At 52.3% G+C, this 24,467-nt stretch carries 21 protein-coding genes, 1 tRNA gene, 1 other RNA gene and 1 pseudogene; 5 read left to right on the top strand and 19 right to left on the bottom strand.

Annotated elements, in window-relative coordinates; genetic code table 11:
* Positions 1–72 precede the first annotated feature (72 nt).
* A complete protein-coding gene (locus JNJ77_06900; GenBank protein ID MBL8822299.1) occupies positions 73–3,489 on the top strand; it encodes a protein kinase in 3,417 nt (1,138 codons plus the stop codon).
* Between the two features lie 272 nt (positions 3,490–3,761).
* On the opposite strand, the gene JNJ77_06895 is transcribed toward JNJ77_06900, so the two are convergent.
* On the bottom strand, positions 3,762–5,363 hold the full coding sequence (locus tag JNJ77_06895) for a hypothetical protein (GenBank protein MBL8822298.1): 1,602 nt from the start codon (positions 5,361–5,363) through the stop codon (positions 3,762–3,764).
* A gap of 126 nt (positions 5,364–5,489) precedes the next feature.
* Between JNJ77_06895 and JNJ77_06890 the strand changes: the two genes are divergently transcribed.
* Positions 5,490–6,299: an SDR family NAD(P)-dependent oxidoreductase gene (locus JNJ77_06890; GenBank protein MBL8822297.1), complete on the top strand. Its 810-nt coding sequence runs from the start codon at positions 5,490–5,492 to the stop codon at positions 6,297–6,299.
* Positions 6,300–6,344: 45 nt separating this feature from the next.
* Positions 6,345–7,829 (top strand): NAD(P)/FAD-dependent oxidoreductase, encoded by a 1,485-nt coding sequence (locus tag JNJ77_06885; protein MBL8822296.1) that lies wholly within the window; start codon positions 6,345–6,347, stop codon positions 7,827–7,829.
* 30 nt (positions 7,830–7,859) lie between these two features.
* Here JNJ77_06885 and JNJ77_06880 read toward each other — a convergent pair whose 3' ends face one another.
* Together JNJ77_06880 and JNJ77_06875 are read right to left on the bottom strand one after the other, a co-directional pair.
* On the bottom strand, positions 7,860–9,539 hold the full coding sequence (locus JNJ77_06880) for a hypothetical protein (GenBank protein MBL8822295.1): 1,680 nt from the start codon (positions 9,537–9,539) through the stop codon (positions 7,860–7,862).
* 237 nt (positions 9,540–9,776) lie between these two features.
* Positions 9,777–9,847, bottom strand: a tRNA-Gln gene (locus JNJ77_06875).
* A 260-nt stretch (positions 9,848–10,107) separates the two neighbouring features.
* Here JNJ77_06875 and ssrA point away from each other — a divergent pair.
* Positions 10,108–10,498, top strand: a transfer-messenger RNA (tmRNA) gene (ssrA, locus tag JNJ77_06870).
* Positions 10,499–10,714: 216 nt separating this feature from the next.
* Here ssrA and JNJ77_06865 read toward each other — a convergent pair.
* Positions 10,715–11,785 (bottom strand): annotated as a pseudogene (locus tag JNJ77_06865) (tyrosine-type recombinase/integrase).
* Entirely contained in the window at positions 11,785–12,150 is a 366-nt protein-coding gene (locus JNJ77_06860; protein ID MBL8822294.1) for an AlpA family phage regulatory protein, read from the bottom strand. Before JNJ77_06860 ends, JNJ77_06865 begins: the two are co-directional and overlap by 1 nt.
* A gap of 247 nt (positions 12,151–12,397) precedes the next feature.
* Between JNJ77_06860 and JNJ77_06855 the strand changes: the two genes are divergently transcribed.
* Positions 12,398–12,688 (top strand): helix-turn-helix domain-containing protein, encoded by a 291-nt coding sequence (locus JNJ77_06855; GenBank protein ID MBL8822293.1) that lies wholly within the window; start codon positions 12,398–12,400, stop codon positions 12,686–12,688.
* Between the two features lie 10 nt (positions 12,689–12,698).
* On the opposite strand, the gene JNJ77_06850 is transcribed toward JNJ77_06855, so the two are convergent.
* From JNJ77_06850 to JNJ77_06785, 14 genes are all read right to left on the bottom strand, one after another.
* Positions 12,699–13,361 (bottom strand): DUF3784 domain-containing protein, encoded by a 663-nt coding sequence (locus tag JNJ77_06850; GenBank protein ID MBL8822292.1) that lies wholly within the window; start codon positions 13,359–13,361, stop codon positions 12,699–12,701.
* Between the two features lie 38 nt (positions 13,362–13,399).
* Complete coding sequence (locus tag JNJ77_06845) at positions 13,400–14,257, bottom strand: hypothetical protein (GenBank protein MBL8822291.1); 858 nt, start codon at positions 14,255–14,257, stop codon at positions 13,400–13,402.
* A gap of 94 nt (positions 14,258–14,351) precedes the next feature.
* Entirely contained in the window at positions 14,352–14,774 is a 423-nt protein-coding gene (locus JNJ77_06840; protein ID MBL8822290.1) for an HTH domain-containing protein, read from the bottom strand.
* A gap of 89 nt (positions 14,775–14,863) precedes the next feature.
* Positions 14,864–15,088: a hypothetical protein gene (locus JNJ77_06835; protein MBL8822289.1), complete on the bottom strand. Its 225-nt coding sequence runs from the start codon at positions 15,086–15,088 to the stop codon at positions 14,864–14,866.
* Positions 15,089–15,098: 10 nt separating this feature from the next.
* The gene (locus JNJ77_06830) at positions 15,099–15,977 is read right to left on the bottom strand and encodes a hypothetical protein (protein MBL8822288.1); all 879 of its coding nucleotides are present in this window, start codon (positions 15,975–15,977) and stop codon (positions 15,099–15,101) included.
* A complete protein-coding gene (locus tag JNJ77_06825; protein MBL8822287.1) occupies positions 15,977–16,804 on the bottom strand; it encodes a PD-(D/E)XK nuclease family protein in 828 nt (275 codons plus the stop codon). Before JNJ77_06825 ends, JNJ77_06830 begins: the two co-directional genes overlap by 1 nt.
* Positions 16,805–16,839: 35 nt before the next feature.
* Positions 16,840–17,358, bottom strand: coding sequence for a hypothetical protein (locus JNJ77_06820; GenBank protein ID MBL8822286.1), 519 nt, complete (start codon positions 17,356–17,358; stop codon positions 16,840–16,842).
* A gap of 110 nt (positions 17,359–17,468) precedes the next feature.
* Entirely contained in the window at positions 17,469–18,452 is a 984-nt protein-coding gene (locus tag JNJ77_06815; protein ID MBL8822285.1) for a DUF932 domain-containing protein, read from the bottom strand.
* A gap of 95 nt (positions 18,453–18,547) precedes the next feature.
* Positions 18,548–20,419: a 7-cyano-7-deazaguanine synthase gene (locus JNJ77_06810; protein ID MBL8822284.1), complete on the bottom strand. Its 1,872-nt coding sequence runs from the start codon at positions 20,417–20,419 to the stop codon at positions 18,548–18,550.
* Positions 20,416–21,234: a hypothetical protein gene (locus JNJ77_06805; protein ID MBL8822283.1), complete on the bottom strand. Its 819-nt coding sequence runs from the start codon at positions 21,232–21,234 to the stop codon at positions 20,416–20,418. Before JNJ77_06805 ends, JNJ77_06810 begins: the two co-directional genes overlap by 4 nt.
* Before the next feature lie 138 nt (positions 21,235–21,372).
* Complete coding sequence (locus tag JNJ77_06800) at positions 21,373–21,678, bottom strand: hypothetical protein (protein ID MBL8822282.1); 306 nt, start codon at positions 21,676–21,678, stop codon at positions 21,373–21,375.
* Between the two features lie 15 nt (positions 21,679–21,693).
* Positions 21,694–22,443, bottom strand: coding sequence for an abortive infection family protein (locus JNJ77_06795; GenBank protein ID MBL8822281.1), 750 nt, complete (start codon positions 22,441–22,443; stop codon positions 21,694–21,696).
* A 620-nt stretch (positions 22,444–23,063) separates the two neighbouring features.
* Positions 23,064–23,642 (bottom strand): hypothetical protein, encoded by a 579-nt coding sequence (locus JNJ77_06790; GenBank protein MBL8822280.1) that lies wholly within the window; start codon positions 23,640–23,642, stop codon positions 23,064–23,066.
* Positions 23,643–24,126: 484 nt separating this feature from the next.
* The gene (locus tag JNJ77_06785; protein ID MBL8822279.1) at positions 24,127–24,462 is read right to left on the bottom strand and encodes a hypothetical protein; all 336 of its coding nucleotides are present in this window, start codon (positions 24,460–24,462) and stop codon (positions 24,127–24,129) included.
* Between the last annotated feature and the right edge of the window lie 5 nt (positions 24,463–24,467).

Genomic DNA, 24,467 nt, shown 5'->3' with positions numbered 1-24,467 from the left:
TTCATCACGGATAGCTATATTAATACCTGTGCCGATTGTTAAATGTGATTGCAATTTCCCATGAAGCATACCATGTCGTCCATAGAATCTGTTGCAGAAGATGCTATCCGACAGTTTGAACATGCCTGGCAATCTGGCACACCACCTGAAATCGAATCCTTTATTGTGGAAGGTGCAGATAGTCAACTGCACCTGTTAATTGAACTGATTCACGTCGAACTTGAATTCCGATATCACCGGAACGACTTTCCACGGATTGAAGAATATCTAAAACGCTTTCCACAACTGCTGGAGTATCGTGATAAAATCATCGAATTGATCGCCAGCGAATTTTTCCTTTGCAATCGCTTTGGCCAGACTGCCACGGTTCAGGATTTCATTACCCGGTTTCCACAATATCGCGAAGAGATAGCTCGACTGCTCGCAGCCTACGGCTCCACCGTGACCTGGCCACGACGCAAACCACAGAAACGTCCCACCGTCTTTCCCACCATTCCCGGTTACATTATCGAAGAAGAACTGGGGCAGGGCGGTATGGGAGTAGTCTACCGTGCTTCACAGCCATCACTGCAGCGTGCAGTCGCCATCAAGACCCTGCTGCATGGCACCGCAGCCACACAAGAATTGAAAAACCGTTTCCGTGTCGAGGCAGAATCGATTGCCCGGCTGGATCACCCGCATTTGGTTCCAATCTATGAAGTAGGCGAATGGACACCGCAAGGAGCTGCCACCAGCATCCCCTATTTTGTGATGAAATTTTATCCGGGTGGCAGCCTGGCCATGGAACCTTCCGGACCAGGTACCGATATGATGCATCATGCCCGCATGGTGGAAACCATTGCCCATGCGGTGCATCATGCTCATCAGCGAGGCATCCTGCATCGTGATTTAAAACCATCTAACATTCTTTTGGATGAAAAAGGCGAACCTCACGTCGTTGATTTTGGATTAGCAGGCCGATTTGATCCCAATGATCCACAGTCGATGACAGCAACGATCATCGGCACGCCTGCCTACATGGCTCCGGAACAGGCACGCTCCCCGTCGCAGGTAACCACTGCTGCCGATGTCTATGGCCTGGGTGCCATTCTCTACCAATTGATGACTGGCAAAGCTCCGTTCCGTGTCGATTCACCGTTGGCCATGCTGGAAATGATTGCACATCACGAGCCAGTGAAACCAAGCACCCTCAATCCAGCCATTCCACGTGACCTGGAAACGATCTGCATGAAATGCATGCAGAAAGACCCTGCCAGCCGTTATGATTCGCCTGCATCGCTGGCATCTGATCTGGCACGTTTGCGAACGGGTCAATCGATTCTAGCCCGGCCCATGTCAACCTGGGAAAAATCATGGCGTACAATCCGTCGATATCCAATGGTTTCGAGTCTCATTGCACTTACTTTCCTGATGCTTGTCGGTTCTGTCGCAGTGCTGGCGCTCAGTAACTTCCGCATACGGGAACAAGAACGGGAAACCCATGATGCACTGCAGCGTGAACGGTGGGTGCATTCTGAACTGATCAATACTTTCAATCGAGAACAGCAGTTGCTCTACGGCAAGCGAATAGCCTCGGTAGGCCGACTCTGGGCCACCAACCAGGTTGCACAAGCGTGGGAAGAATTGGATCTGTGTCCCGAAAAATTCCGTGGTTGGGAATGGCGTTATTTTGATCAACTGCGTACCAATGGTCCGATAACTATTCCATCACCACCTGTTATCTTCCGCACGACGGCATTTATTTCCAATCAACAGATTGTCACCGGCGATTCCCGGGGACATATTACCATCTGGAACTGGAAGGATAAACAGCCACAGATTACCTGGCAGAATGGCCCGAAGGATATTCGTGGTTTGACAGTTTTTCCTGCAAAACAATGGCTGGCAGTGTGTGATGAGGACAAACTGACTATCTGGAATTACGTTACGCAAAAAAAACTCGCAGTCTTGCGCGGCAATATGTGGGCAGCATTCAGCCCCGATGGAACCATGCTGGCAGCTTCACACACCACCGAAAAAGACGATTACACCAACGATGTCATGGTCTGGGATACCAGCACCTGGCAGACCAGATGGCTTCTGCAAGGACATTCCAAGATCATTCTCGATGGAAGCTTCTCCCCAGATTCCAAAACGCTTGTTTCATCATCCACTGATCGCACCATTCGTCGCTGGAACATGCAGGATGGCAAGCAGACTGGTGAAGTCTGGAAGCGACAGTTGCCGACATTTCGTATCAGTTATTTTGCAGATGGCAAACACCTGGCTGAAGCTCAACCTTCTTCCATCATGTGGACCGATGCTGAATCAGGGAGAGAAATGGGGCGATATAACTGGGCAAACATCGTCGAACCAAAGGTTCTTACGGGCCGGGTGCAGTTTTCAATTAGCGCTGACCCTGACATTATTGCCTTCAGCGGTCCCAGTCACGATATCCTGGTCTGGGATATCAGGAGAAACCGTAGTTTGATGACCTTTCGTGGGCACCAGTTGCATATTTCCTCTGTTGCATTCAGTCCGGATGGCAAGCATCTTTCCTCCACCAGCAATGACAAATCGCTTCGTATCTGGGATCTTCAACAACCAACCGAATATCAATCGATGGGTTCTTTCCCGCATCTCACTCATGATTTCACCTTGTCAAACGATGGCCAGTGGGCAGCAATCATTCCCAACTATCATTCCCGAAAAACAGGCGACGATTTTGTACGTGTAATCAATACAGGCGATGGAACGGAACGAGGATGTTACAAAGGAGTTGGTGCAGCCCAGTTTATTGACAATGATCATTTGCTCACATCTATCCCTGAAGGAGGTTTAACCTGTTGGGATTTGAAAACGGGAAATCCGGTCTGGATCCATGCATCTCCTGATCAACATTGCCAATGCATGGGACTGTCTCCTGATGGCAAGCACATTGTTGCAATTCAACTGAGTGGCACCATTAAATGGCTCAATCGTGCTAATGGCATTCAAGTGGAAGAACTACCATTAGTTGAAAAATTCATGGGACAGGCAGTATTTTCTCCGCAAGTGGATAAGCTTGCATACGTTGGCCGACACCAAGTTGAACTGATGGACCTTGTTACTAAGACCAAAACGGTTGGCATACCCATGAACGGAACACGCAAGATGGCATTCTCTATTGATGGCAAACTGATTGCCACTGCAGAGGCTGACCGGGTTATTCGATTACGCGACACCACTACCGGAGCAATACAATTAACATTCCCTGGTCATCCCCGTGCCATCAACTCGTTGGCTTTCAGCAAAGATGGCAAACGCATCGTCACTTCATGCAGTGATGGACTTATCCGATTGTGGGATGTTGAGACAGGTCTGGAACTCACTGCTCTTCCAGGACAGTTTGAAGAATCTGTTCTGGTTACCTGGGATCACAGCCAGGATCGTATCGTTGCGATTGATTCCAAAGTCTATATTTGGAAGGCATCACCCGAATTGAAAAAAGACGACGAAAAGAAACCCTGATGGTTGTTCTCTGCGGTATACGCCGCGCGCACATGGTGCTGCAGTTCGCCGATCCGATTCATCATTAACAACTCATGCCAAATATCCGTCTCTTGCAGCAGCTGCCAAGGCGATGGTTTTGCACAACTGTTCGATGCAGTCTGAATTCTCAGTAGCCTGCATCAACCAGATTGAAGGAGCAGTGTTGCCCATCTCTTCGGGATGCGACTGACAGTGTTCTGTTATTAATCCTCTTGATAACAAGCACGCGTAGGCAAAACCAAGTTGTGTGGTTATAATAGTTCTTCAATACTCTCGATAACACGATCGATGATCGCTTCATCCGACTTGGGATTGAAGAAGACTGCTTTCCAGGCAGGCAGATGCAAGCCATGCGGATGATACCCGAAATTGGTGGTAAAACTCAACCGGGCATCGCGGGTTGGGTCGAGCACTTTTTCCCGCTTATCGTACATCCGTCGGATTTCGGCGAAGTATCGCTCACATTTATCAGCAGATAGTTGACCTGCTTCCAGTCGTTCAAAGATCTCACGGGCATTTCTACCTTTAGGCAGCACCCACCAGCACACGCTTGGCCCAATGGTACCCGTATTAAGCACCATACACTGTTCCAGTTTGCTGAGCTTCTCTTTGAGTTTCTGTGCCAGTTCGAGTGCGCGCACCACAAGCAATTGCCAGCCTTCCAATCCCATGCCGTTAAGCGAAGCCATCACAGTATAGGGCCCCAAGCCTGGTCTGGAACATTCCAGCGTGAAAAGAGCCGGATCACGTCGTGCATCTGCTTCTGAAAAATAAGGCGTATCCGAAACACTGCGGGAGAGATATTTCAAATCACTTCGATGATTCACAATAAAGGCACTGCTCGGATAATGTCCCCAGCCCATCTTGTGAAAGTCAACAGCGATGGAATCAGCATAACGCAAGCCCTGATTGTGTTTCTTCACCGTTTGAATTAATGGCAACATTGTTTCCGAAAACCCATGCACATTCTTGTCGGTATCGTAATCGCTGAGGAAACACAACACCCAGCCCACTGCTGCATCGACATGCAATTGTGGTGTTGGCTGACCATATTTCTGCGACTTCTCGGTGATGATATGACGGATAGTTGTAATATCATCGATCCCAAAGCCATCCGTGGTACCATAGGTAGCAATGACATAGGCAACTTTAATCTTGTTCTGATACAGATATTCCAGTTTGTCAGCTAATGCATCCAGCCGCATGGAAAGATTTCTATCGGTGGGAATGGAGTACAAGTGTTGCGTTCCCATTCCCAACCAGCCTGCGATAGTTTGGTTGCAATAATGGGCCGCCTGTGAAACGACGCCTGCGACAGTTTCACCCTGCAAGCCACGGTGCATCGCTCCAGGCAACACTTTTTCGATACCAATGCGGGCACCATACATATTGGAGATGGTGCCACCCATGGTAAAGACGCCCCATGGATCGCTGGTGTGATAGAATAGCAGATTCGCCAGTGCAGTGATGGATTTCACTTCCAGTTCATTAGATCGCTGGCTGTAGGTATCCGTGCAAAGATTGGGATTCTTCAGCAAACAAGCCAAAGCGCCAATCAGTGAAGCATTATTGGCTGGTCCCTTTACATTCTCCAGATGCAGAGGCGATGACCAGCCATCGGTACCCCAGAAGAATGGAAAAATGGCATCGCGGGCATCTTTCAAATTGCCTGGCAGCAAATGTATTTCCGGATTTGCCTGGGCAGTGTCATAATTCTGCGACATCAAATGGCCGGGCGGCAAGGTCTCTTCCGCTGCACTGGCTCGCAACAGCTCCTGAAAAATCTCAGTTATTTTCTGCGTGTTGCTGGTAAAAAATGTTTTCACGATATGATCGTATTTGCTTCGATCCATGGGTGGCAAGCTCGAATCCGTCAGGGTATTATTTCACTCTGTTAGCTTATCCAGAATTCTGATTGAGTCTCGAACGAAACCAAGGTAAGTTCAACAACGAAACCATTAGAAAGCGGATTCGCCTACATGCAATCGTATCAGGATCAGTTCGTCATCATCACCGGCGCTGCTTCGGGCATTGGATATCAGTTCGCTTTGGAATTTGCCAAGCGGGGAGCGAGAGTCGGCGCTATTGATCGCAACGAAGGGCAGTTGAAAGTCTTAACAGAAACTATTTCCAGGCAATCGCCTTCTACGAAATGTGCCTTTGTCGTAGCTGATGTTACTGATCGCGAGGCAATGATAACGACAACTCAAACCATGATATCCACGCAGGGCACACCCAGCATGGTTATTGCCAGTGCAGGTATTGGCGATGAGAACCCCATTGTGGGATTCAGCGCAGAAACCTTTGCACGCCAGGTCAATATCAATCTGGTTGGTGTTGCCAATACGCTCGAGCCCATCATTCCATTATTTATTCAGCAGAAGAGAGGGCATATCGTCGCCCTTTCCAGTCTGGCTTCCTATCGAGGCCTTCCCAACATGGCTGGTTATTGTGCCAGCAAAGCAGGGCTTAGCGCATTCATGGACAGCCTGCGTGTGGAATTACAGGATTATGGCGTAACATGCACGACTCTTTGTCCCGGATTCATTCATACCAACATGACCAAAGATCTCGATCTACCTCCTTCCGAAGTAATGAGCCTGGAATACGCGATGAGCCGCATGATGGAAGCCATTGAAAGTAAACAGTCCTACCTTGCATTCCCCAGTAAAAACCACTGGCTGCTCGCCTTCAGCCGGATGCTGCCCACCAAGCTTGGTGATTTTCTTACGCGGAGAAGAATGCAAAAATTGAAAGTAACCGAAAGTAAAGCCACGATGACATTCTAGGCAATATGCTGACACTCTACCTCATCACACCATAGAAATACGAACATGGCAGTTGAGCACATTGACATTCTGATTGTTGGCGCCGGTCTTTCTGGTATCGGTGCCGGGTATTACGTACAGAAAGAATGTCACCAAAAAACATACAGTATACTGGAAGCACGGGAAGCGATGGGGGGCACCTGGGATTTGTTTCGCTACCCCGGAATACGTTCTGATTCCGATATGTACACGCTGGGCTATGCCTTCAAGCCCTGGGTAGAAGCCAAAGCCATTGCAGATGGTCCCTCCATCTTGAAGTACATCAACGAGACAGCCAAAGAATACGGCATCGATCAACATGTACGCTATCAGCATCGCGTGGTGAAAGCAGTGTGGACAAGTCAGCAGGCCAAGTGGACGGTGGAAGTGCTGACCGGTCCAGATCGCACAATCCAGCAATTTTCCTGTTATTTTCTGTACCTTTGTGCAGGCTATTACAACTACGACGCCGGCTACACTCCAGAAATTCCAGGGCGACAATCGTTTCAAGGTACCATTGTTCACCCACAGTTATGGACTTCGGATATCGATTACAAAAACAAAAATGTTGTGGTGATAGGCAGCGGAGCAACCGCTGTTACCCTGGTTCCCGAACTCGCTAAAGAGGCGAAGCATGTCACCATGCTCCAACGTACACCGACCTATATTGTTTCCATGCCTTCCAGGGACAAATGGGCCACTCGGTTTCGCAAGCTGTTGCCCTCCCGAATGGCATATTCCCTATCACGTTGGAAAAATGTCCTGTTCGGCATGCTCTTTTACCAGGTTTGTAAGCTTTCACCCGGCTTTGCAAGAATGTTGATTAGCAAAGGAATCAAAACGCAGCTTGGCTCATCCTTTGATTTGAAACATTTTGATCCGCCTTACAACCCCTGGCAACAACGCTTGTGCCTGGTGCCTGATGCTGATCTGTTTGAATCCATCAAGCACGGTAATGTAGATATCATCACGGATACTATCGAATCCTTCAACACCATCGGCATTCGGCTTACCTCAGGCAAGCAACTCGATGCAGATTTGATCGTGACCGCGACAGGCCTCAAACTGAAGCTGATGGGAGGGATGGAACTGTGGATTGATGACAAACAAGTTCAACTCGATCAGCACAAAGTCTACAAAGGCATGATGCTCAACAACGTACCCAACATGGCTTTCGCCATCGGCTACACCAACGCTTCATGGACCTTAAAAGCCGATCTCTCGAGCCAATATGTGTGCAGGCTGATCAACTACATGGACCAGCATCACTACATCAGTTGCATGCCGGTGATTAAAACTCGCCAGCGAGATGAACCTATCATGGATTTCACGTCTGGTTACATTCTGCGCGATATCGATCATTTGCCAAAGCAAGGCTCGCATCGCCCGTGGAAACTGTATCAGAACTACGCTTTGGATTTGATCACGCTGCGCTACGGCACGGTTTCTGACAGCATGCGGTTTCAACGCGACACACCTAAGCAATCAAGTCATACAGATACATCCGCATGACTTGACGTTGATTGATGGTTGTCATGCTGCTTACTTATTCTCAACACATTTGCAGGATGAGCTCAGGGGAACATCTGCATGCTGCCAGACAGAGTTCAATTGTTTCTCTGTTGCTTCTGCTTCCTTCTGGCGGCCCTGGGCCTGCAGGCTTTTGGTCAAGCCATGCAGTGCCCAGCCATTGTTGGGCCAGCGTTTCAAATCTTCCCGGTAGGTGGCTTCCGCCTCAGCAGCTTTACCATCCTTCAGCAGCATGGCTCCCAGCGGATGTCGCACGGGAACAATCCAGTCTGGCGGCTCATTGTACTGCAGCAGGTCTTCCTTCTGAGCGGCAGCTTTCAACTGCTCAATAGCTTCTGCCAGCTTGCCTTCGCGGTAGAGTATTTCCCCTTCCAGCATCGGTGTGGCCACTGCATACAGTTTGTTCGCAGCGTTGTTGCCGAACGTCGCTTCCTTGGGAGTATTGGCAGCAGACTCCAGGAATTTCTTCTGTTCTTCCCGTGCTTCGGCAATCTTGCCAAGGCCAGCATAGGCAACTGCTCGGGCATGATGCCGCATCGTACGGGCGATGGGGAACAAGGCTGGAGCTTCAGGCTCCTTCAGAATCTCTTCCCACATGCCAAATCGCATCATGACTTCGAGCGGCGATGCCAGGAAACCATCAGCGATGGCAGCATTCTCTTTGACCGCTACCCATTCGTGAGGCACGCCAGCGAGCATGGTTCGCACCGTTTCAAGCGCCAGCTTGGATTGCCCAGACATCATCGCTGCAAATGCCAGCATGTGACGATTGTGTGCCATATAGAGATTGTAAAATCCCTGCTTGGGCGACTGTTTACGGTAGTTGGCATCAGCGGCAATCGCCAACTGGTTGGAATCAATGGCCTTCTGCCACTTACCGGTTCTGACATCAATGTGGGTTGGCATGTGAACCAGGTGACCAAGACCGGGAGTAAGAAATCGCAAACGCTCTGCAGCTTTCTCAGCCTTGCCGGGTTCTGGCGAAGCTTCAACAGCATGGATATACAGATGCAATGCCATCGGATGATCGGGGCATTTCTCCAGAACTGTTTCCAGCACCTTGATGATCTCTGGTGTTTCAGGGCGTGGCTCACCAGTGTTCGACCACAAGTCCCACGGCCTCAGGTTCATCATCGATTCGGCATAGAGCGTTCCAATGTCCGCATCAGCGGGATATTTATCCCATGCCTTTTTCATGGCATTGGAGTAAGCACAGTTCAGACCGGAACGATCCTGTGGTGCATTGGATTGAAACCGCACGGCCAGGGCGTTGATCAACTCTGCATTTTCGGGTGTGCAGTTTACCTTGTGTTCCTGTGCCTTGGCGAGCGCTGCCAATGCCTTTTTGTCCTGCTCGGCTGCCACCACAGGCTTATTGATGTGGGAACCCTGCGTAATAGCAATGCCCCAATATGCCATCGCACACTGCGGATCGAATTCAGCAGCACGTTCAAATGCCTTGCACGATTCATCGTGATTGAACGCGAACAGGTAATTGAGGCCCTGATCAAACTGGGCCTGTGCCTGCGGATGCTGCGTGACTTTTCGAGTATAGACGCCCTGGCCGGGCTGCACTGGATTCTTGTCCAGCGCGGATAGATAGTTGACTGGCTCGTTGGAAAGCAACTCGACTTTCAACGCCAGGAGAAAACCTGCCATCAGGCAGAACAGGGTAAATAATCTCAGCTTCATGGGAACTCACTTTCGGAAGATTAACCACACCATACGGTCGAAGTAATAATCTGGATGGTGACAGCAATTGGCCAAAAAGGTTCGGAAAGTTTGAGGGGTGAGGCGTCAGGGGAGAGGGTTCGGGTGCCACGGTTTGCGTGTACGCACGCTAACCGTGCCATTACACGCATCGTTAGTATTGCTGGTTAACGTAGAATTTCATAAATGCCCCTGCTGGATGTGCAGAGACGAGGACAATTCGGGAACTAGGATTCGAACCTAGACAGGCAGATCCAGAATCTGCAGTGCTACCGTTACACCATTCCCGAAGGTCATTGTCGAACTGACACTTGGGATGATGCCAGGTTCGCCAAACCTACCTTGGAAGTTTAATGGCCTGGGGCATGAGTGACAAGCTCGACTTTGAATGCATTTTTTCTCTCCCACTTTACAAGGAGGAGTTGGAGGGGGTTTGGGAAATCGCAACCCTAACCCCACCCAGCCTCCCCTTGGTAAAGGGAGGAGAAAACAACTCACTTGATTGGGAATATCTTGTAAAAATCTGGTTTAAACGAATAATAAGAATGCCGGGGGCGAAAAGGTTTCGACCGGGTAACTAGTTATCATGCTGGCGTGTCGTGGTTGGTCAGTTGGCCACGTAAATAGCTGACCAAAACTTAACTGCAGAAACGCAGTTCGCTTTGGCTGCCTAATTAGTGCAGCCCTGATCTTGGCCTCTTCGCCTGAAAGAAGCTGAAGTTCAGTCACCAAGTCAGGATCGCAGGAGCTTGAGGCCGCAAGGCCGTGTCGGAGGCGGCTCCCGCTAAACTTCACCGCCGAATAGAGAGAGTGCTGCCTGCGTACTGGGCATCCTCTCTTGAACGAATCGGGTAAAAGCCCGGTAACTCAGTGCGCTACACACGTAGAGGGCAGGGTAGCAGTACTTTGGGACGCGGGTTCGATTCCCGCCGCCTCCATTCTGGGGCATCAGTGACAACTGGTGCCCCTTCTTGTATTGATGCGTCAGAAGTTGCTGAATCACTTGGCTTTACGTCACCTTTGCCAGACCCATCTGGTTGCGTCCCAGCGACAGGCTGAGACACCGATTGTAACTCAGAGACGGCTGGAATGCTGACAATGTGCTGACAAGGTACGGGGAGTGCGGCGAGGGCTTTCGCCTGGTCCGCTAGGCCGATGTGGGTGTACCGCATGGTCATCTGAATATCAGAATGACGGGCCAGTTTCATAGCCTCACTAGGCGACGCCCCGCTGCGAATGAGCTGGGTGATATGCGTGTGTCTGCCTGCTGCGTGAAAGTCCGCATCCCCCTCGGGCGTGGTGTAAGGAATGCCCGCCCGTTCTAAGTCGAGCTTTACCATCAACCAGGTGCGACGGTTCTTCAGTTTGGGGAATAGCGGCTGGTCGGGAGGAAGTCCTTTCACCCACTCGCTGAGCATCTCTTTTAGAATAGGGTGTAGTGGTAGTTTGTCGGTGCGGCGATGTTTGGAAATGGTGGCCTCGATAGTCAGCGTCGGCTGAACAGAAGTGAGGTCAAAACTGGCTGGGGTTAGGCTGGCCAGCTCACTTCGCCTGAGCCCCGTCAGGTATGCCATCGTGTAGATATTCGCCCGCATCTCTCCTACGTAACCTTGGATTGTCTCGTTGCTTGTGATGGCCGACTGCACCAGCCTTCTAAACTCTTCCTCCGTCAGGGCTCGACGTTTCTTCCGTACGTCTACTTCGCAATTCCGGCGTGGCAGTCCAGGAACGGGGTTACTGGCAACCTGTCCCCTTTTGGTCAACCATTGGCAGAATTGCTCGAACGCCTGGCAGTAATGGTTATAGGTCTTCGGTCCTAAATCGTTCTCATCACAGTACTCGTCGATGAACTGTTCGACGTGCTCGGCTGAAATGTCTCCGATCACTTCGTATTCGCATCCAGTGACGACTCTGCGAATTCTGGACATTAGTAGTTGCTGATGCTTAGCGGTACGTTTGCGTCGTTTTATGCTTTGCTCGAATTCTTGAAGCTGCTGCCCGATCTGAGAACGTTGCCGCTCAACAAGTTCTTCATGCCTTGTATCAATGATCCCTCGTCGCCGTAGCAGTGCTTCGTTTTCGAGTTTGCCAGCCAGGATATGAGCCTGCCCTTTGTCGGTTGGCCCTTTGACGGTACGCCTCTTGCCTAGGTGATCATCATAGTCGATGTAATAGGGTGGTCGCTTCTTCTTTCCTTTGTCGCGACCCTTGCGATAGATCGATGCCATTAGAGGTTCCCCCTTTCAGGACGGGGACAACCCTGTACGATCCATTGCTGAACTTCGTATAGTCGCCAACGGACGTTCTTCCCCAAGCGAATTGGTTCAGGCATCTCTCCGTGGCTCAAAATTCTCCAGATGGTCCGTTTTGATAGGCTCAGCATGGCTGCTACTTCATCAACGGTAATCAGGACGCGTTCTGGGCTCTGCTCAAGTGACGAATCATGGAGGATGGGAGCTTGAGATACTGACAGCATCATCCCTGAAGTACCCGCCTCTTCATTCTTGGGTAGCTTCGATGGTGCACACGGTCCTACATGGATTTGTGGACTGCGAGCTGAATAGGTAGGACGATTGCTGACTCGCTTGTTCATACGGACGCTCCTTCGATGGTCATTGCATCGATAAGGCTGCTGTCCGATTGGCTCCTGGTTGGGTCACCCAGGAAAAGCACGCGTCAACAACTGTTCTTCACATAGTCACTGCCACAATACCGCCCTAGCTTTGGTATCTATTTTCGTACATCCGAAATTGTGGCCGAGGACTCGCTTGAACTGTATGATCCGTAGCATAGGCGGCGTTCCTTGTGTTGGCAAGTGATTTCCGCCCTAGGCGGAGATTATGATGCCAATTCGGTTTCGTGTGGCTCAGTTGATCAGAGAAAAAGAGGAATTGGAGCGGAGAGCTATCCCTTGGCGTGAGGTTAGCGAAACCACCGGAATTTCTGGGTCGGTATTGTCGAGTTTAGCTTCACCACGTGTAGGTGTGACAACAAACACACGATTCATTGAGGCTTTGTGCCGGTATTTCAAATGTCAGCCAGGAGAGCTTCTAGAACTTGAGCCGACTTTGGAAGAAGAGCCCCGTTGCCATGTTGATGAGCTTTACCCTTCAGGCGGAGCTCACAGGTAGAGTGGGTTAGTCATTTCACGAAGAAGTCCTTAACAGGCTTCCAGAACTCGTCGTCGTTGGATTGCCAGCGTGGTGGTGATTCTGTGAGGTGAACTTCGAACTTCACGTCTTCAGGAAGGTCTTTCTGGAACGCAGCGTAGATCAGAACCCCGATGCCCAGGGGGATGAAAAGAAGAGAGTAGAGAACCATATCGGGATGGTTCTTGAAGAATCCGATGTACGAGAGCAGAAATGGGGCTATGCCGATGACCATTACGCTCCAGCCACCGACGATGTTCTGTTGTTTCTGTCTTTTGACTGTAGCGTTGCCAAACGCATAAGTTGACGAGGTATAGACTTGGGCTGGTGCCTTGAGTTGGAGTTTGTGCTTCTCTTGATTGAAGCGGACGATGTCGGGGTGAACCCAGGTGTTTGCTGCACCACAGGCCGGGCAAGCATTCGCTGTCACTGCCATGGACTTCTGACAGGTTTCACATGGTATCAGTGCTTTGGTTTGTGATGACTGAACGGGTACGGTTGGTTGCGGAGTGGCAGCATTACCTGGAGTGGGATTGTTGACGTTAGGTACAGTACAGGAAGTTTTGCACTTGGGGCAGAGAATGGATCGGCCTGCTGTCTTGTCTGGAGCACGGAGTTTGGAGCCGCAACTGCTGCATGTGATGGAGATGGACATAATCAGCCTGATAGATGAGAGTTGGTGGTGTTACCTGATTAGAGGTAGCGTTCGATGAGGTAGTCCACATATGCCTGGTGTAGACCTCGTTCGTGGTGTGCCAGGCGAAGGAACAGGTCTTGGTAGGTTAATGCGGTGAAGTTGATGCCATCAGCGGTGACACACTCGCTGAACTGGTCGATCTCTTCCGCGTGAGTGTGGCTGACAGGATGAGGGACGGCATACCACAGGTACAGCAGCCTGAATCCGTTGCAACCGTAGGCTGTTACCATTCCCAGGATGTGCTTGATGAGTTGAGAGGCCCCGACGTGCTTGAACTCAGCTGTTCCCTGGTGAAGCTTGCGTGCCAGTTGCAGCGTTGCTGGTAGTTGTTCCCATTGGGGGAGTTCGATGTACCTGGAGTTGAGTGGGGTAACTTCTCGGTTGGAGTATGGTTCGCTGAACTTGGACTCGATGCCGATGGCTTTCAGCTTGGATGAAGATTCGTAGGAGAAACAGCCATCGATGTTGGGGGCTCGTTCGAAGCTTGGATCGATAATGTGCTTGGCTTCAAACCGAAATCCGGTGATCTGGGTGCTGGGTATCTTGAGTGCTTTGGCGATGGCAGAGAGGTTGTCAGCCTGACGCCAGTACTCGATAGAGTTGGCGAAGATGGCTGATGAAGAATGAACTGCGTACATGTTGCTGATACGTTGGTCTGCGTGAAGTTCTCCGCCATCGCCTTGCTCAAACTCTGCTCGGCTGAAAGGCATCAGTGGGGCAAAGAGGTTGTCGCCCAGTTCCACTACATAGTTGTCGCGGATGTGATCGTCGTCACTGGTTCGTGATCTGAGCGACTTCTGTTTTCTGCGTGCCCATAGTTGTTGGCGACGCTGGATATAGTCTGACGGTTCCATTGACTCTGCTCGCACTAATATTGTTGCGAGAGAGCCTAGTTCAGTTGACTGACAGCAGTGGGTCAGTGGTATGTCAGGATTTCTGGAGAAGGGCTTATTTCCTCTTGTCTGTTTGCTCAAGGAGTTTGGTCAGAGTCAGCAGCACCTGGGAAGCTCGCTCGGCACTGGCCAGTAGTTGCTTGGAAGCTGTACGTGCTTCGTTGATCAGGGATGCACTAGCAGATGAAGTTGATGGAACACTCTCGGGTTCTGATGGCAGGCCTGGGAACTTGAAGCCTGGAGTTACCCGGTAGGTATCACAGATGTCGTCGAAGAACCACGGCACTCCGGCCATTGAGAGGACTTGAAGATCGCGATAGACAGTACGCTCGGAACAGCAGATTTCCTTGGCAATGGTCTTGGGGTTCCAGGGGCCGTTTCTGCTGTTGATGAGTTGGTAGACGCGAATCACGCGAGCCAGACGCTCGGATTGACGGACACGCCGATCTGTTTCAGGCCGCTTCTTGGGTTTCATCACGACGAGCGTCCGCAGCAGCGATACGCTTCACCATGAAGTCGTGCTCCCTGTGCTACTTGATACTCGTGCGATGATAATGACAGTGACTGTCAGCTGTGGGACAGTTGAGGTTGAGGGCCGAGCAGGTCTTCATATGACATGGTGCTGTCGGCATGAGAATAGGCCCGTCGAGGAGTCTTTTGACCATAACGACGAGCTTGGCTGCTGATCGCGTTCACACTGCGGCCTAGTTCGATGGCCAGTTTCTTGGGGCCTTCCTTGGTGTATCGTGTCACCAGGCTGGTGATGTCGCTAGGTGCCCAGCGTCTTCGCATGTTGAGCTCCTCAGATTCCCGTCGTCGTGGTGAGATTCTCTTCAGAGGTAACGTTTCTATTTGTGGCGGGGAGTGTTTGGAGTACGGGAAGGCTGATTTGACCTTTGTCGATGGTATACTCGGTCGGCAACCTGAACTGAGGTGTGGTGGACTGTTTGAAGCCCAGGTAGTCGGCGAATTGGTCGATTACCTTCCTCTCGGTTTTCGTGAATTGTGGTTGCTGTTGGCGTAGGATACGAACGAAGTCGAGATAGCTCAGTTCACCCACAAAGGGCCTGATGGGAAGTGACGTGATCTTCTCGGAATGAGGTATGGAGTTCAGGAGTTGCTGATCTTTCCTGTACTTGGTGACCAGTTGGTGATGTTCTCGGGGACTGATCACAAGGACGGCAAAGTCGCGAGTGGTTTGACTGAAGAGTTCATCAGTCGTGAAGTAGCCACACTCCAGGAGCCCGACTCGGATGTTGCGGATGAGTTGGTCAGCGGGATAGTTGTGTTGGCCGTAGTTTCCCGAGGTTCGGCTGGAAAGATCTGAGCCGTACTTCATCTCGACGTAGATCGTGGTGGCGGGATTTTCCCAGGTGATGCAGAAGTCTACCTGCGTTGATCCCTCGTTCCAGGGGACAAGATTGCGTGGGAAGCGTGGCTTGTTGACCCACGGTTCGATTTTAAAGTTGCGGAAGTACTGGCGACGGAATCGGGGGGCCTGTAACCCACGGTTGAGTAGGTCAGGAACCCACCAGGTTGGGTTCAGCAGGCGGAGAGCATGGACCAGATGACCAGTGATGACGTCTTCGCTGTCTGTGCGGGCGATCATCGGGCATCGTTGCAGTCCGTCACGTGCCTGCTGGCACATATTGCCTGACTTCTGATGGAGTTCGGTCAGCATCAGTGGCATCCGTTGGTGCTGAACTGGAGCAGTTCGAGCTTGGTAGCTTCTTGTTTACCCCACTCCCGGCACGGCTGGCGGTAGCTACAACTGGTACAGTTCATCGGCGATTCGTTGGGATAGAAAGCATCAACCCGGATGGCTCGCTCGATGCCTTGGACGATGTCGCCCACGCGAGTGGAATTGTTGGCATCACGGATAGTATCCAATCTTTGAATCTTCGGCTGTTTGGTTTTGACGAAGATGATGAACCGAACTGAGGTTGGCAGGGCCCAGGTATCCTCCCCTGCGTGGATGTAGCAACTTGCTTGGAGCGACTGCTCGACTTCCATGTTGCTGTAAGTTCGTGAACTGGTCTTGAACTCGTTGACGACGAGCCCATCATCCGAATCGGTGATGAGATCAGCGATGGTGAGGAGTGGTTTTTCGAGGATGTAGCCAGTGCTTGTCTGGAGGGGAACGTAGAGAGGCTTCTCGACAGATCGGACGTTCGTCGGTGGCTCTTCGGCTGCATACTGACGAAGCAGTGTCAGCCCCAGTTCTTGAAGTTCCTCTCGTGTGTGCTTGGGTGTGTATTCGATGAGGTTGTTGTCAGCCTGGGTTTGCCAGCTGTCGAGGTAGGTGGTTTCCACTTTGGAGAACGGAATCTCATGCTCGTGCATGATGGCACGGTGATACGTGGCCAACCCGGCGTGGACTGCTGTTCCCAGCACCATGTTGGCAGGGATCGTAGTTCGTGGAATGCCTGCGATGTATCGAAAGTAGTACTGGAGTGGGCATCGCTGGAAACAAGCGATTTGTGAGTAAGACCAGTGCGGTCGGCTCATGGGCGTGATCCTCCTGACTGGTCTTACATCGAAAGTTAACGGCGGGTGGCTGTTCGACCGTTGGTCGATGGTGCCAGCGTGTCGATGAGTTGACCGGCTTCACGCTTGGTCAGATCGTAGACGCTGCAACGGCGACGTAGCAGTTGTTCGATCTTGTCTTCCATCTGTGCCGTGGAGATTCGCTGCCGCTTGCCCAGCATGAGCAGGTATTGAGCCTGCTTGTTGGTGATGGCATCCGTGCCGTTGATGGGAGTCCGTTCCTGAGTGGTCTTGGCAGGTGAAGAATTCCCGTCGTCCGCATGGCGGTCGTTCATATTAGTTTTCGTGATCGCGGTTGGTTTGTCGCGATTCCCGATGGCTTGCTCGCCCTGATCGCGGTCGATCTCGACGTTCAGTGCTTCTTCAGCCAGGTGGAAGAGTTCGGCTACTTTGGCGAGAGTAGCTTCGGTATCGTCTGCCGACACGGCTACGTCGCCCTCGATGTTGATGCTGTAGCCGGTGGATTGGTACTCGCGGGTAATCTTGCGACTGAGGCCGACGTTGGCTCGAATCATGGACGGTTCCTTTCATGGTGCGGTAGGTGCTCATGGAAGGAATACCCCTGCCATCAACGCAATACGACCCTGAGCAAAAGGGCCGTGATTACGGAGAGTGGTGATGATCGTTAACCTATGGTTGCCAGTTCGAGGGCAGATTCCCATGCCTTGGCTTTCAGCTTGGCCCCTGATCCGAACCAAGCAGACTTGAGTCGATTGTTCGCTCGCAGTTCAGGTAGGGCGTTGCGGGTGGGTCGGTGATGATCCACCCATTCGGTGACAGCGTTGTAGGCAGCCCAGGTCGTACCTCGAATTGCTTGCTGATCGTGCCCGATGCCCTGCTCGAACAACCGCATCAGTTCGGTGCGGATGTTGTTTGTCCGTGTGCTGTCACCGGTAGCGGGATCGGGATACAAGAGCTTGAAGTAGTTCTCGGCCTGGGCCTTGGTAGGGTAATGGTCGGCCAGGAAGTTGATCTTGGCCTCGGCGTCGTCGTAGAAACAGTGGGCCAATCCGAGGACTCGTTGGGCTTCCTTGATCTTCGCGTGCAGGTTGCCCATGTGACGGATGGAGACACCTTGGCCCATGGACTTGGTCTCAGCCAGGTTTAAGGTGTTCTGGCAGACTACACGGATCGGTGTGAAGTAGACCCGAAGTGCCGATGAGCCGTCATGAGAGTTGGTCAGGAGCAGGAACTTGTCGACGGTCTCGTCGCTTTGTTTGATCCTGATCTGGTTGGGCAGTTCAGCCAGGAGCCAGATTCGTTCGCCCTTGCCCAGTGCCCCGGCGGTGTGATACTGGAGATTGCCTTCTGCGACGACGGCGTCGAGAAACCCGAAGGCCTGGTGGTTCTGGACTGGAATGTAACTGTTGCCGACGATGCCCAGGACTTGCTTGGTGTCGTCTCTCACAGTAGCACGTCGTTGGTCGACTGGTTGTCCTACCAGCGTGGCGATGCGTACGAGGTCGACCTGGTAGTTCAGGCCTGCTGCTTGAATGGCTTCTTTGGCAGTGGGTGGCTTGTCGAGCTTGGTGCCGAGTTGATGCCAGGGGACTTCGCCCGTGTACATCATGGCTGGTTTGTCGTTGGTGGTGGCGAGGTTGTGGGACAAGGGAAGCTCCTAAGGCAGGATGTCCAACGAACCCAATATCGCCAGACACTGACGATACTCCAGCCACTAGTCCCTATATGTGGAACGAGCTTTGGTCAACGGATGATGATGGTATGTACGCCTTCGCGGTTGATCTGTCCCTTGAATTGGGCGTCATCGGGGATGAGATGATCGGGGTCGTACACCAGGAATAGCACCCGCTGACCGTTGTCACCATAGCGGGTAATGTCAGCAGCGATGGCTTCGCCAATGGATGCTGCACTCGCGGTTCTCCGAACGTATTTGAGCTCCACCCATAGGCGATGTGGTTCGGAAGACCAGTCGGGCTTAGTCATCCCCCACGCCCATTGCATGTAGGGGTATTCCCTTTGGAGGGCTTCGTCGGCTCCTCTCAGTAAGCCATCACAAATGGGTTGCAGGTCGGGCTCGGTTTTCGGCTTCTGCTTGCGACATGCGGTCGGCAGTCCAGCTTGTAGCACCTTTCCTATGCGGTCTGCGAACTTGATCCACGAGGGGCGATGGTGCTCCCCACTAGTGACTAGACGTAACAGGCTGGTGACCGGTAATCCGCCATTCACGAACTGTTTGGCTTCCCTCTTGATCTGCTCTTCCAGGACGTCGCACACCGATTTCGCGTGCCTCTTGTACATGTCGATGAGGCACTGTGCCTCGTCGTCCCGACGCTGAGCGTGGCGTACTGCTCGCGAAAGCTCCATGTTGTACGCGGCGGCGATCTGGTCAGGGGTCATCTGGTGTAGAGCGTCAGCGTGGGCGACATAGTTGACCGCCATGTTTTGTTGGTATCCCTCCCCTCGCTGCCCGCAGAACACATCTGTCCTGTAATCTCGCTCGGGGTCGAACTCGTTTAACTTGCGAGACAATATGGCGAATCGTCGATCAATACACTGACTGCAGGTGCCGCAATGCAGGCTGAGCCGGGTTTGACCATAGCCCTGATGAGCACATGAGCAGGTATAGCTGATAAGATGCTGCCGTCCGCACTGGACGATCTTGTCAAGGACCTCACCCTTCGTCAGGTGGATGAACGGGTTGTCCACCGCCACCTGACGGCCAAGTACTAGCTCGAATAGTTTCGAGAAGAGGTGCAGCGAGATCGGGTGTGTAGTCCGTGATGCTCGGGCCCCAATGGTTTCGCCTGCCACGGGTAGGTTTAGGCTTACGACACCGTTTTCGAAGAACCGGATGCCGCCTGCCCCTACTGTGGAGGCGACGACAGCACCGAGGGCAGAGAAAAGGAATGATCGTGTACGCTGGAAGTAGTCGCCCTTCAGGTTCTGATTCTTATTAATCTCCACCGGGATGTGTACCATCTTCACCTGCGGAAAGGCTGCCTTCAGCTGGGTGAACAACTCTCTCTGTCGGCTTCCTTGTGTGGTCACCGGCCTGTGGCTCACCAACAGCAGGTTCTTGCCCTCGCCAGCTGTCTGAACGGCTCCGGCCAAGGAGTCGAGACCGCCGGAGAATAGGATGACTCGATCAACGTCGTTTAGTGGCCAGTTATGGTCATCTATTGAGTCAAAGTACTCTTGCTGTGCGATCCGACTGGGCATGGGCCGAAAGTCGAAGTTGTACTCGTCGTTCGACAGGAAGCTAAGGGTCTCGGACAACAGATCGGAGACAGTCGTCTTGGTCCAAAAATCGAGGTCGCGGACCGGAATGACAAAACGGAGATCACGTTCCCATGGCTCCTGAGACTCGTCGGCTTGCCACTTGCCGCTCCGTTCTGTGGCAGAGTCTGCGACGTACACGAAAGTGGCGATCTCAAGAAGGTCTTGGAGGCGATCGTTCACCTGACGACTGAATGCGTCGGTCACGTTCTCGATCTTGAGGTTGACGTTGGTCTTCCGGCCACGAGTGGCAAGCGGTACGACGTGTCTTCCGGCCCGTAAGGGGTCCGACTGGGGAAGGCTTACACCATTACAGACGAACAAGCGAGGACGGCTCATGCCACGTCCTCCCTTTGCTTCTTCAGCTCTTCGCGGATCTTGTCGAGTGCGTGCCGGACCAGGCCCGTGATATTGTGCTGGTCGATTCCCCTTTCCCATTCTGTCTTGGAGTACCACTGGCCGCAGAAGTCGTGGACGATACGGGAAGACTGGTGACAGTGGTCGAAAAGGGCTTGCTTGAAGTCGTTGAAGTCGCCAGCGGATTCGAACCCCTTATTGCCTGCCTGCTTCGGGAGAATCTTGCTGATGTAGAAGTCGAGGTAGCGAGCGGTGAAGTTGCCGAAAAACCGCTGTGCGAGATCGGAGAACCCGGCTTTGGTTGATAGCCTTTTGATGGCCGTTTGGAGTTCGTTTCGACCAGAGCCGAACAGGGTAATGGCGGCATCCTTGGCGAGGTAAGTTAGAGCTTCGCCTGCCGCCTGCTGAGCCATCTCGCCAATCGTGACTGACCCACGGTGTTTCCGGCGATACAGTTCGATAGCCCGATGGAGTTCACCAGTCAGATCGAAGACAGTGGCATCCGTGCCCAGAGTGATCCCTAAGCCGGAAAGTCTTGTCTGCCAGTCGTCCTGCCGGGCGGCCAGGACCAGTTGAGTAAGGAGGTATAGTGTGTGACAGAATCCGCTGTCATTTTTGACTTCGACGAACCCGCCTTCCGCGGCTGAGAGGATCTCGCACGCGACGTCTGAGACGCTCCCGACAGTCGAGCCAATCGATCCCCCCTTTGACGCACCCTTCCCGCTGCCCGTGATCATCGAGACGACGGACTTCCACTTCTTGGTCTTGGGGATCTCACCCAGGCGTTGGTGGCCCATGAATCACCCTGCTTTTGTTTCCCAAGGATAGCCTATGTACAGGTGATGATGTCAAGCGGGATCGGCTCGAATCGCTAATTAAGCATTCGAGGACGATGGTTGAATTGAAACCACTTGCGTCATCTGTGTCGAGTCGCCCTAGTCAGACAGCAGCCTTCCTAGGATGGATGCGATCTCGTCTTTCTTGGGAGGGTTTGAGCCGAGGTAGTCCTTGAGAAGCTTTATTCCCTTCTCGCTATACGTGCTGCCCGGACCCAGATAGTCTTCTGCTGGGCTGTAGCTCGAACTAGTGCCACCAGTTTGGTACATTCCAGGAGAGTGCATCCTGTCGATGAGAAGCTTGTCCTCTTTTCGGTCGTACACCAGCGTGCCGAAGTCTTCTTCAGTGCCTCTCGTATGAGACCAGAGCTCCCCTATTACTTGGTACCGGTCCTTGTCGGTCATGACTGATTTCTCCTGCTATGTTGACTGCTCGCTTCGTGCTTCCCATGTCGCGATAAGAAAGGTCGCCATCGTGCCTGCCAGGTTCACCGCGAGTTCTGCGTGTCGAGACTTTGGTTTACTCCCGGTCTTCCCCTTGCCGTGAGCATCGCTGAGTCGGTTACGGAGTCCGGCCATTCCCTGGATCACGCTGTGGCATCCGCTGAGGATCTGTTTGAAGATATCCTCGATGTGTTGGCTCGGAGAGAGCTTGAGTTGCTTCGCCGTTTCCTTGTAGAGGTCGTTCAGATGCCAGTCGTCTTGGTACGTGACGTTCGTGTTATCGAGAACGTGCTTACAGACGGCTTCGATGAGGGTTCGTGCTGAGGTGATCGCTCCATCAGGATCGGACTCGCGACGCTCTAAGGCTTTTTGCCATGCTTCTCGTACATGCTCGGAGTCGACCTTGGTGAGCACTGAGGTGATTGCTTGGTCAGCGGGGGATGTACTCTCTGATTCGAGCTTGTTGATGACCGGAAAGAACTGGTCCCTCAGGTAGTCCCTGCGTTCTTGGTAAGAAGGAAAGGACCCTTTGATGTGGCTCCAGAACTCAGCCATGGTGGTGCAGAACGAGAGGAAGCCTGGGAGTTTGTCCTTGGCTTTGGACTCGTTCAGCAACTCACGTCGCAGCTTGACATACTCTTCGGGCTGTTCGCCTTCGCCTGTGGCTCGCTGGACCAAAATGAGCTTGAGCCGTTCGATCTTTTGTAGGAGATCCGTTGTCGTCATTGCTAGCTCCAGACTATTGGAAGTATGACCGTTGGTCTGGTTAGTGGTTCGGCTGAGTGCTTGGCTCTACGTCGAAAGTTTTAGGGAGGGTTTCTTGTTCAGTGAACGGTATATAGGGTGTTTCCAAATGTTGACGGGGCCAGGTGGCTTGAAGTGTTTGTTCTTGTACGTGATAAGGGTATCGAATTCAGGCTCAGACGATGCCACTATGGCTGCCCATCTTTGTTTGACGTATTCAAGGCGGAAAGGAACTCCGAGGTAGGCACAGCCAGGTTCCTTCCAGGTAAACTCCAGCACGTTTCCGGATACATCAGTGCACCAGCCGTGGTGGATAGGAAGATCTGGTTCATTTCCTCTTGAGGCCAGACCTTCTACATAGATTAGATCGTGATTGACGGCCATTCGCATGCTGTTGAAGAAGCAGGCTTTCGCTCGCATAACACGAAACCCAGGGCGACGTGGCAGAGCTTGAGGAAGAAAGAAGCGGCCATGTTCTAGGACAAAACGGTACAAAGTACGCGGGTTATAGAACCTCTTTGCCGGGTCGTTGCGTCTTATGTTCTCAGCCACACACGACTGACACAGCTTGATCGCCTGCAAAAGTCTTACTTCAGGGTGATTCACATAACCCTCCTCGGTTCTTGATGTTCCTGCTGAATACTTGTTGCATATTTTTGGTTGGGTGACATCACCGCTCTGGGCACCAGTTGGTGCAGGCTGGTCGATAGTTTCTCCAGAAGGTCTGCGAGCCGGTGGACAGCCGTTCTTTTGATGACCAGCTTCTGCCCAATGGAGTACGTCTGGTCATTTGATTTGTCGATGTACTCCTGGTCCACGATGCCTTCCTTGTGAGAAAGCAGGTGGCGTTGTTGAAAGAAGATCACCAGGTCGGCCATCTCTCCGGTGTCGAGGATGTCTTCGTAGCCTTTCCCTGTTGCGTCTCGCCAGAGTGCACTGGAGTCCCCAAGCCGCTGGAATAAGTTCTTCCCCACTTTGAAGCCTGAGGCGTTGGGTAGGCGTTGAAAGGTTGCCTCCGCGAAACGTTGGAAGGAAGCGACGAGCTTGGTAAGGCCGTTCTCAAGTATGAGTCTTTCCGCGTCGGATGCTGCGTCTCTGTCACCTTGGGCCTTGAGAGCGTCACTGATCTGATCTAGGTTTGTTAGGCAGACTCGAACGGAACGTATTGCAGCAGCGAACATGCTGGAAGCGGAGTTGTGTCCACAGGCAGGACAAAAGAAGGCGGCTCCCAGGGAACTGTATCGACACTGACATGATTCACACGCGAAGTCCTGTCGTAGAGCCTCCTCCGGTTTCGGAAGGCTCATGATGGGGAGTGGCCCTGGGCGGAAGGACATTGATGCTGTGATCAGCCCACCACGTGGTTGCCTGGCATTGAAGTCGCGAGCCATCTTTTGGAGAGCTTGGTTGGCTATCTTGTGGGCGTGCCGCTTTGCGACACGACGGATGTGACGAACTTGTGCCGGGGTGTTCCATTCTGTTGCCTCTGCCTGGTGGCGACAGATGGGACAGTACACAACGGCGTCCTGAACCTTGTCTCGCCAGTCCTCAAATAGAACCTTGAAGTTGGCAAGGCACTCTCTGGAAGGACACTGGCGGTCGAGGTAGCTTTTCTCGTCCAGAGGAATCTGTATAGACACGCGAGTAGTGTGCATGATGTTTGACTCACTCTTCTGGCTCTGGCTGCTTCATGGTTGCGTGGAACCCAAACCGGTTACGAAGCTGCTCCTGCTTCTCTTCATCCACTCCAATCTTCCACACCTCAGCGATGAAGTTGTAGACCTGGGCAGGATGTCGCGAGCCTAGCTTCTGAACCGTTGTCAGCAGAGCTTCCTCGCCCACCTGGCCAAGCAGTTCGCTCAGCATGAGATCGATCCCACGCTGAAGGATAACCTCTGTACAGGTATCGATGTCAAGCTCAGCCTGAGCGACCGCTTCGACGAGGTTTTTGAACTGCGTGACACGCTCGTGCATTTCTTTGGAGAGAGTGACCTTTGGCATGACGA

The sequence above is a fragment of the Planctomycetia bacterium genome, from assembly GCA_016795155.1.
Lineage (GTDB): Bacteria > Planctomycetota > Planctomycetia > Gemmatales > HRBIN36 > JAEUIE01.
Note: the sequence above shows the minus strand (reverse complement) of the source record. Positions and strands in the feature narration are given on the sequence as shown.

Coding starts and splice junctions, on each gene's coding strand:
- JNJ77_06900 (MBL8822299.1), top strand. CDS start 73: ATGTCGTCCATAGAATCTGTTGCAGAAGATGCTATCCGACAGTTTGAA.
- JNJ77_06895 (MBL8822298.1), bottom strand. CDS start 5,363: ATGGATCGAAGCAAATACGATCATATCGTGAAAACATTTTTTACCAGC.
- JNJ77_06890 (MBL8822297.1), top strand. CDS start 5,490: ATGCAATCGTATCAGGATCAGTTCGTCATCATCACCGGCGCTGCTTCG.
- JNJ77_06885 (MBL8822296.1), top strand. CDS start 6,345: ATGGCAGTTGAGCACATTGACATTCTGATTGTTGGCGCCGGTCTTTCT.
- JNJ77_06880 (MBL8822295.1), bottom strand. CDS start 9,539: ATGAAGCTGAGATTATTTACCCTGTTCTGCCTGATGGCAGGTTTTCTC.
- JNJ77_06860 (MBL8822294.1), bottom strand. CDS start 12,150: ATGAACAAGCGAGTCAGCAATCGTCCTACCTATTCAGCTCGCAGTCCA.
- JNJ77_06855 (MBL8822293.1), top strand. CDS start 12,398: ATGATGCCAATTCGGTTTCGTGTGGCTCAGTTGATCAGAGAAAAAGAG.
- JNJ77_06850 (MBL8822292.1), bottom strand. CDS start 13,361: ATGTCCATCTCCATCACATGCAGCAGTTGCGGCTCCAAACTCCGTGCT.
- JNJ77_06845 (MBL8822291.1), bottom strand. CDS start 14,257: ATGGAACCGTCAGACTATATCCAGCGTCGCCAACAACTATGGGCACGC.
- JNJ77_06835 (MBL8822289.1), bottom strand. CDS start 15,088: ATGCGAAGACGCTGGGCACCTAGCGACATCACCAGCCTGGTGACACGA.
- JNJ77_06830 (MBL8822288.1), bottom strand. CDS start 15,977: ATGCTGACCGAACTCCATCAGAAGTCAGGCAATATGTGCCAGCAGGCA.
- JNJ77_06825 (MBL8822287.1), bottom strand. CDS start 16,804: ATGAGCCGACCGCACTGGTCTTACTCACAAATCGCTTGTTTCCAGCGA.
- JNJ77_06820 (MBL8822286.1), bottom strand. CDS start 17,358: ATGATTCGAGCCAACGTCGGCCTCAGTCGCAAGATTACCCGCGAGTAC.
- JNJ77_06810 (MBL8822284.1), bottom strand. CDS start 20,419: ATGAGCCGTCCTCGCTTGTTCGTCTGTAATGGTGTAAGCCTTCCCCAG.
- JNJ77_06805 (MBL8822283.1), bottom strand. CDS start 21,234: ATGGGCCACCAACGCCTGGGTGAGATCCCCAAGACCAAGAAGTGGAAG.
- JNJ77_06800 (MBL8822282.1), bottom strand. CDS start 21,678: ATGACCGACAAGGACCGGTACCAAGTAATAGGGGAGCTCTGGTCTCAT.
- JNJ77_06795 (MBL8822281.1), bottom strand. CDS start 22,443: ATGACGACAACGGATCTCCTACAAAAGATCGAACGGCTCAAGCTCATT.
- JNJ77_06790 (MBL8822280.1), bottom strand. CDS start 23,642: ATGTTCGCTGCTGCAATACGTTCCGTTCGAGTCTGCCTAACAAACCTA.
- JNJ77_06785 (MBL8822279.1), bottom strand. CDS start 24,462: ATGCCAAAGGTCACTCTCTCCAAAGAAATGCACGAGCGTGTCACGCAG.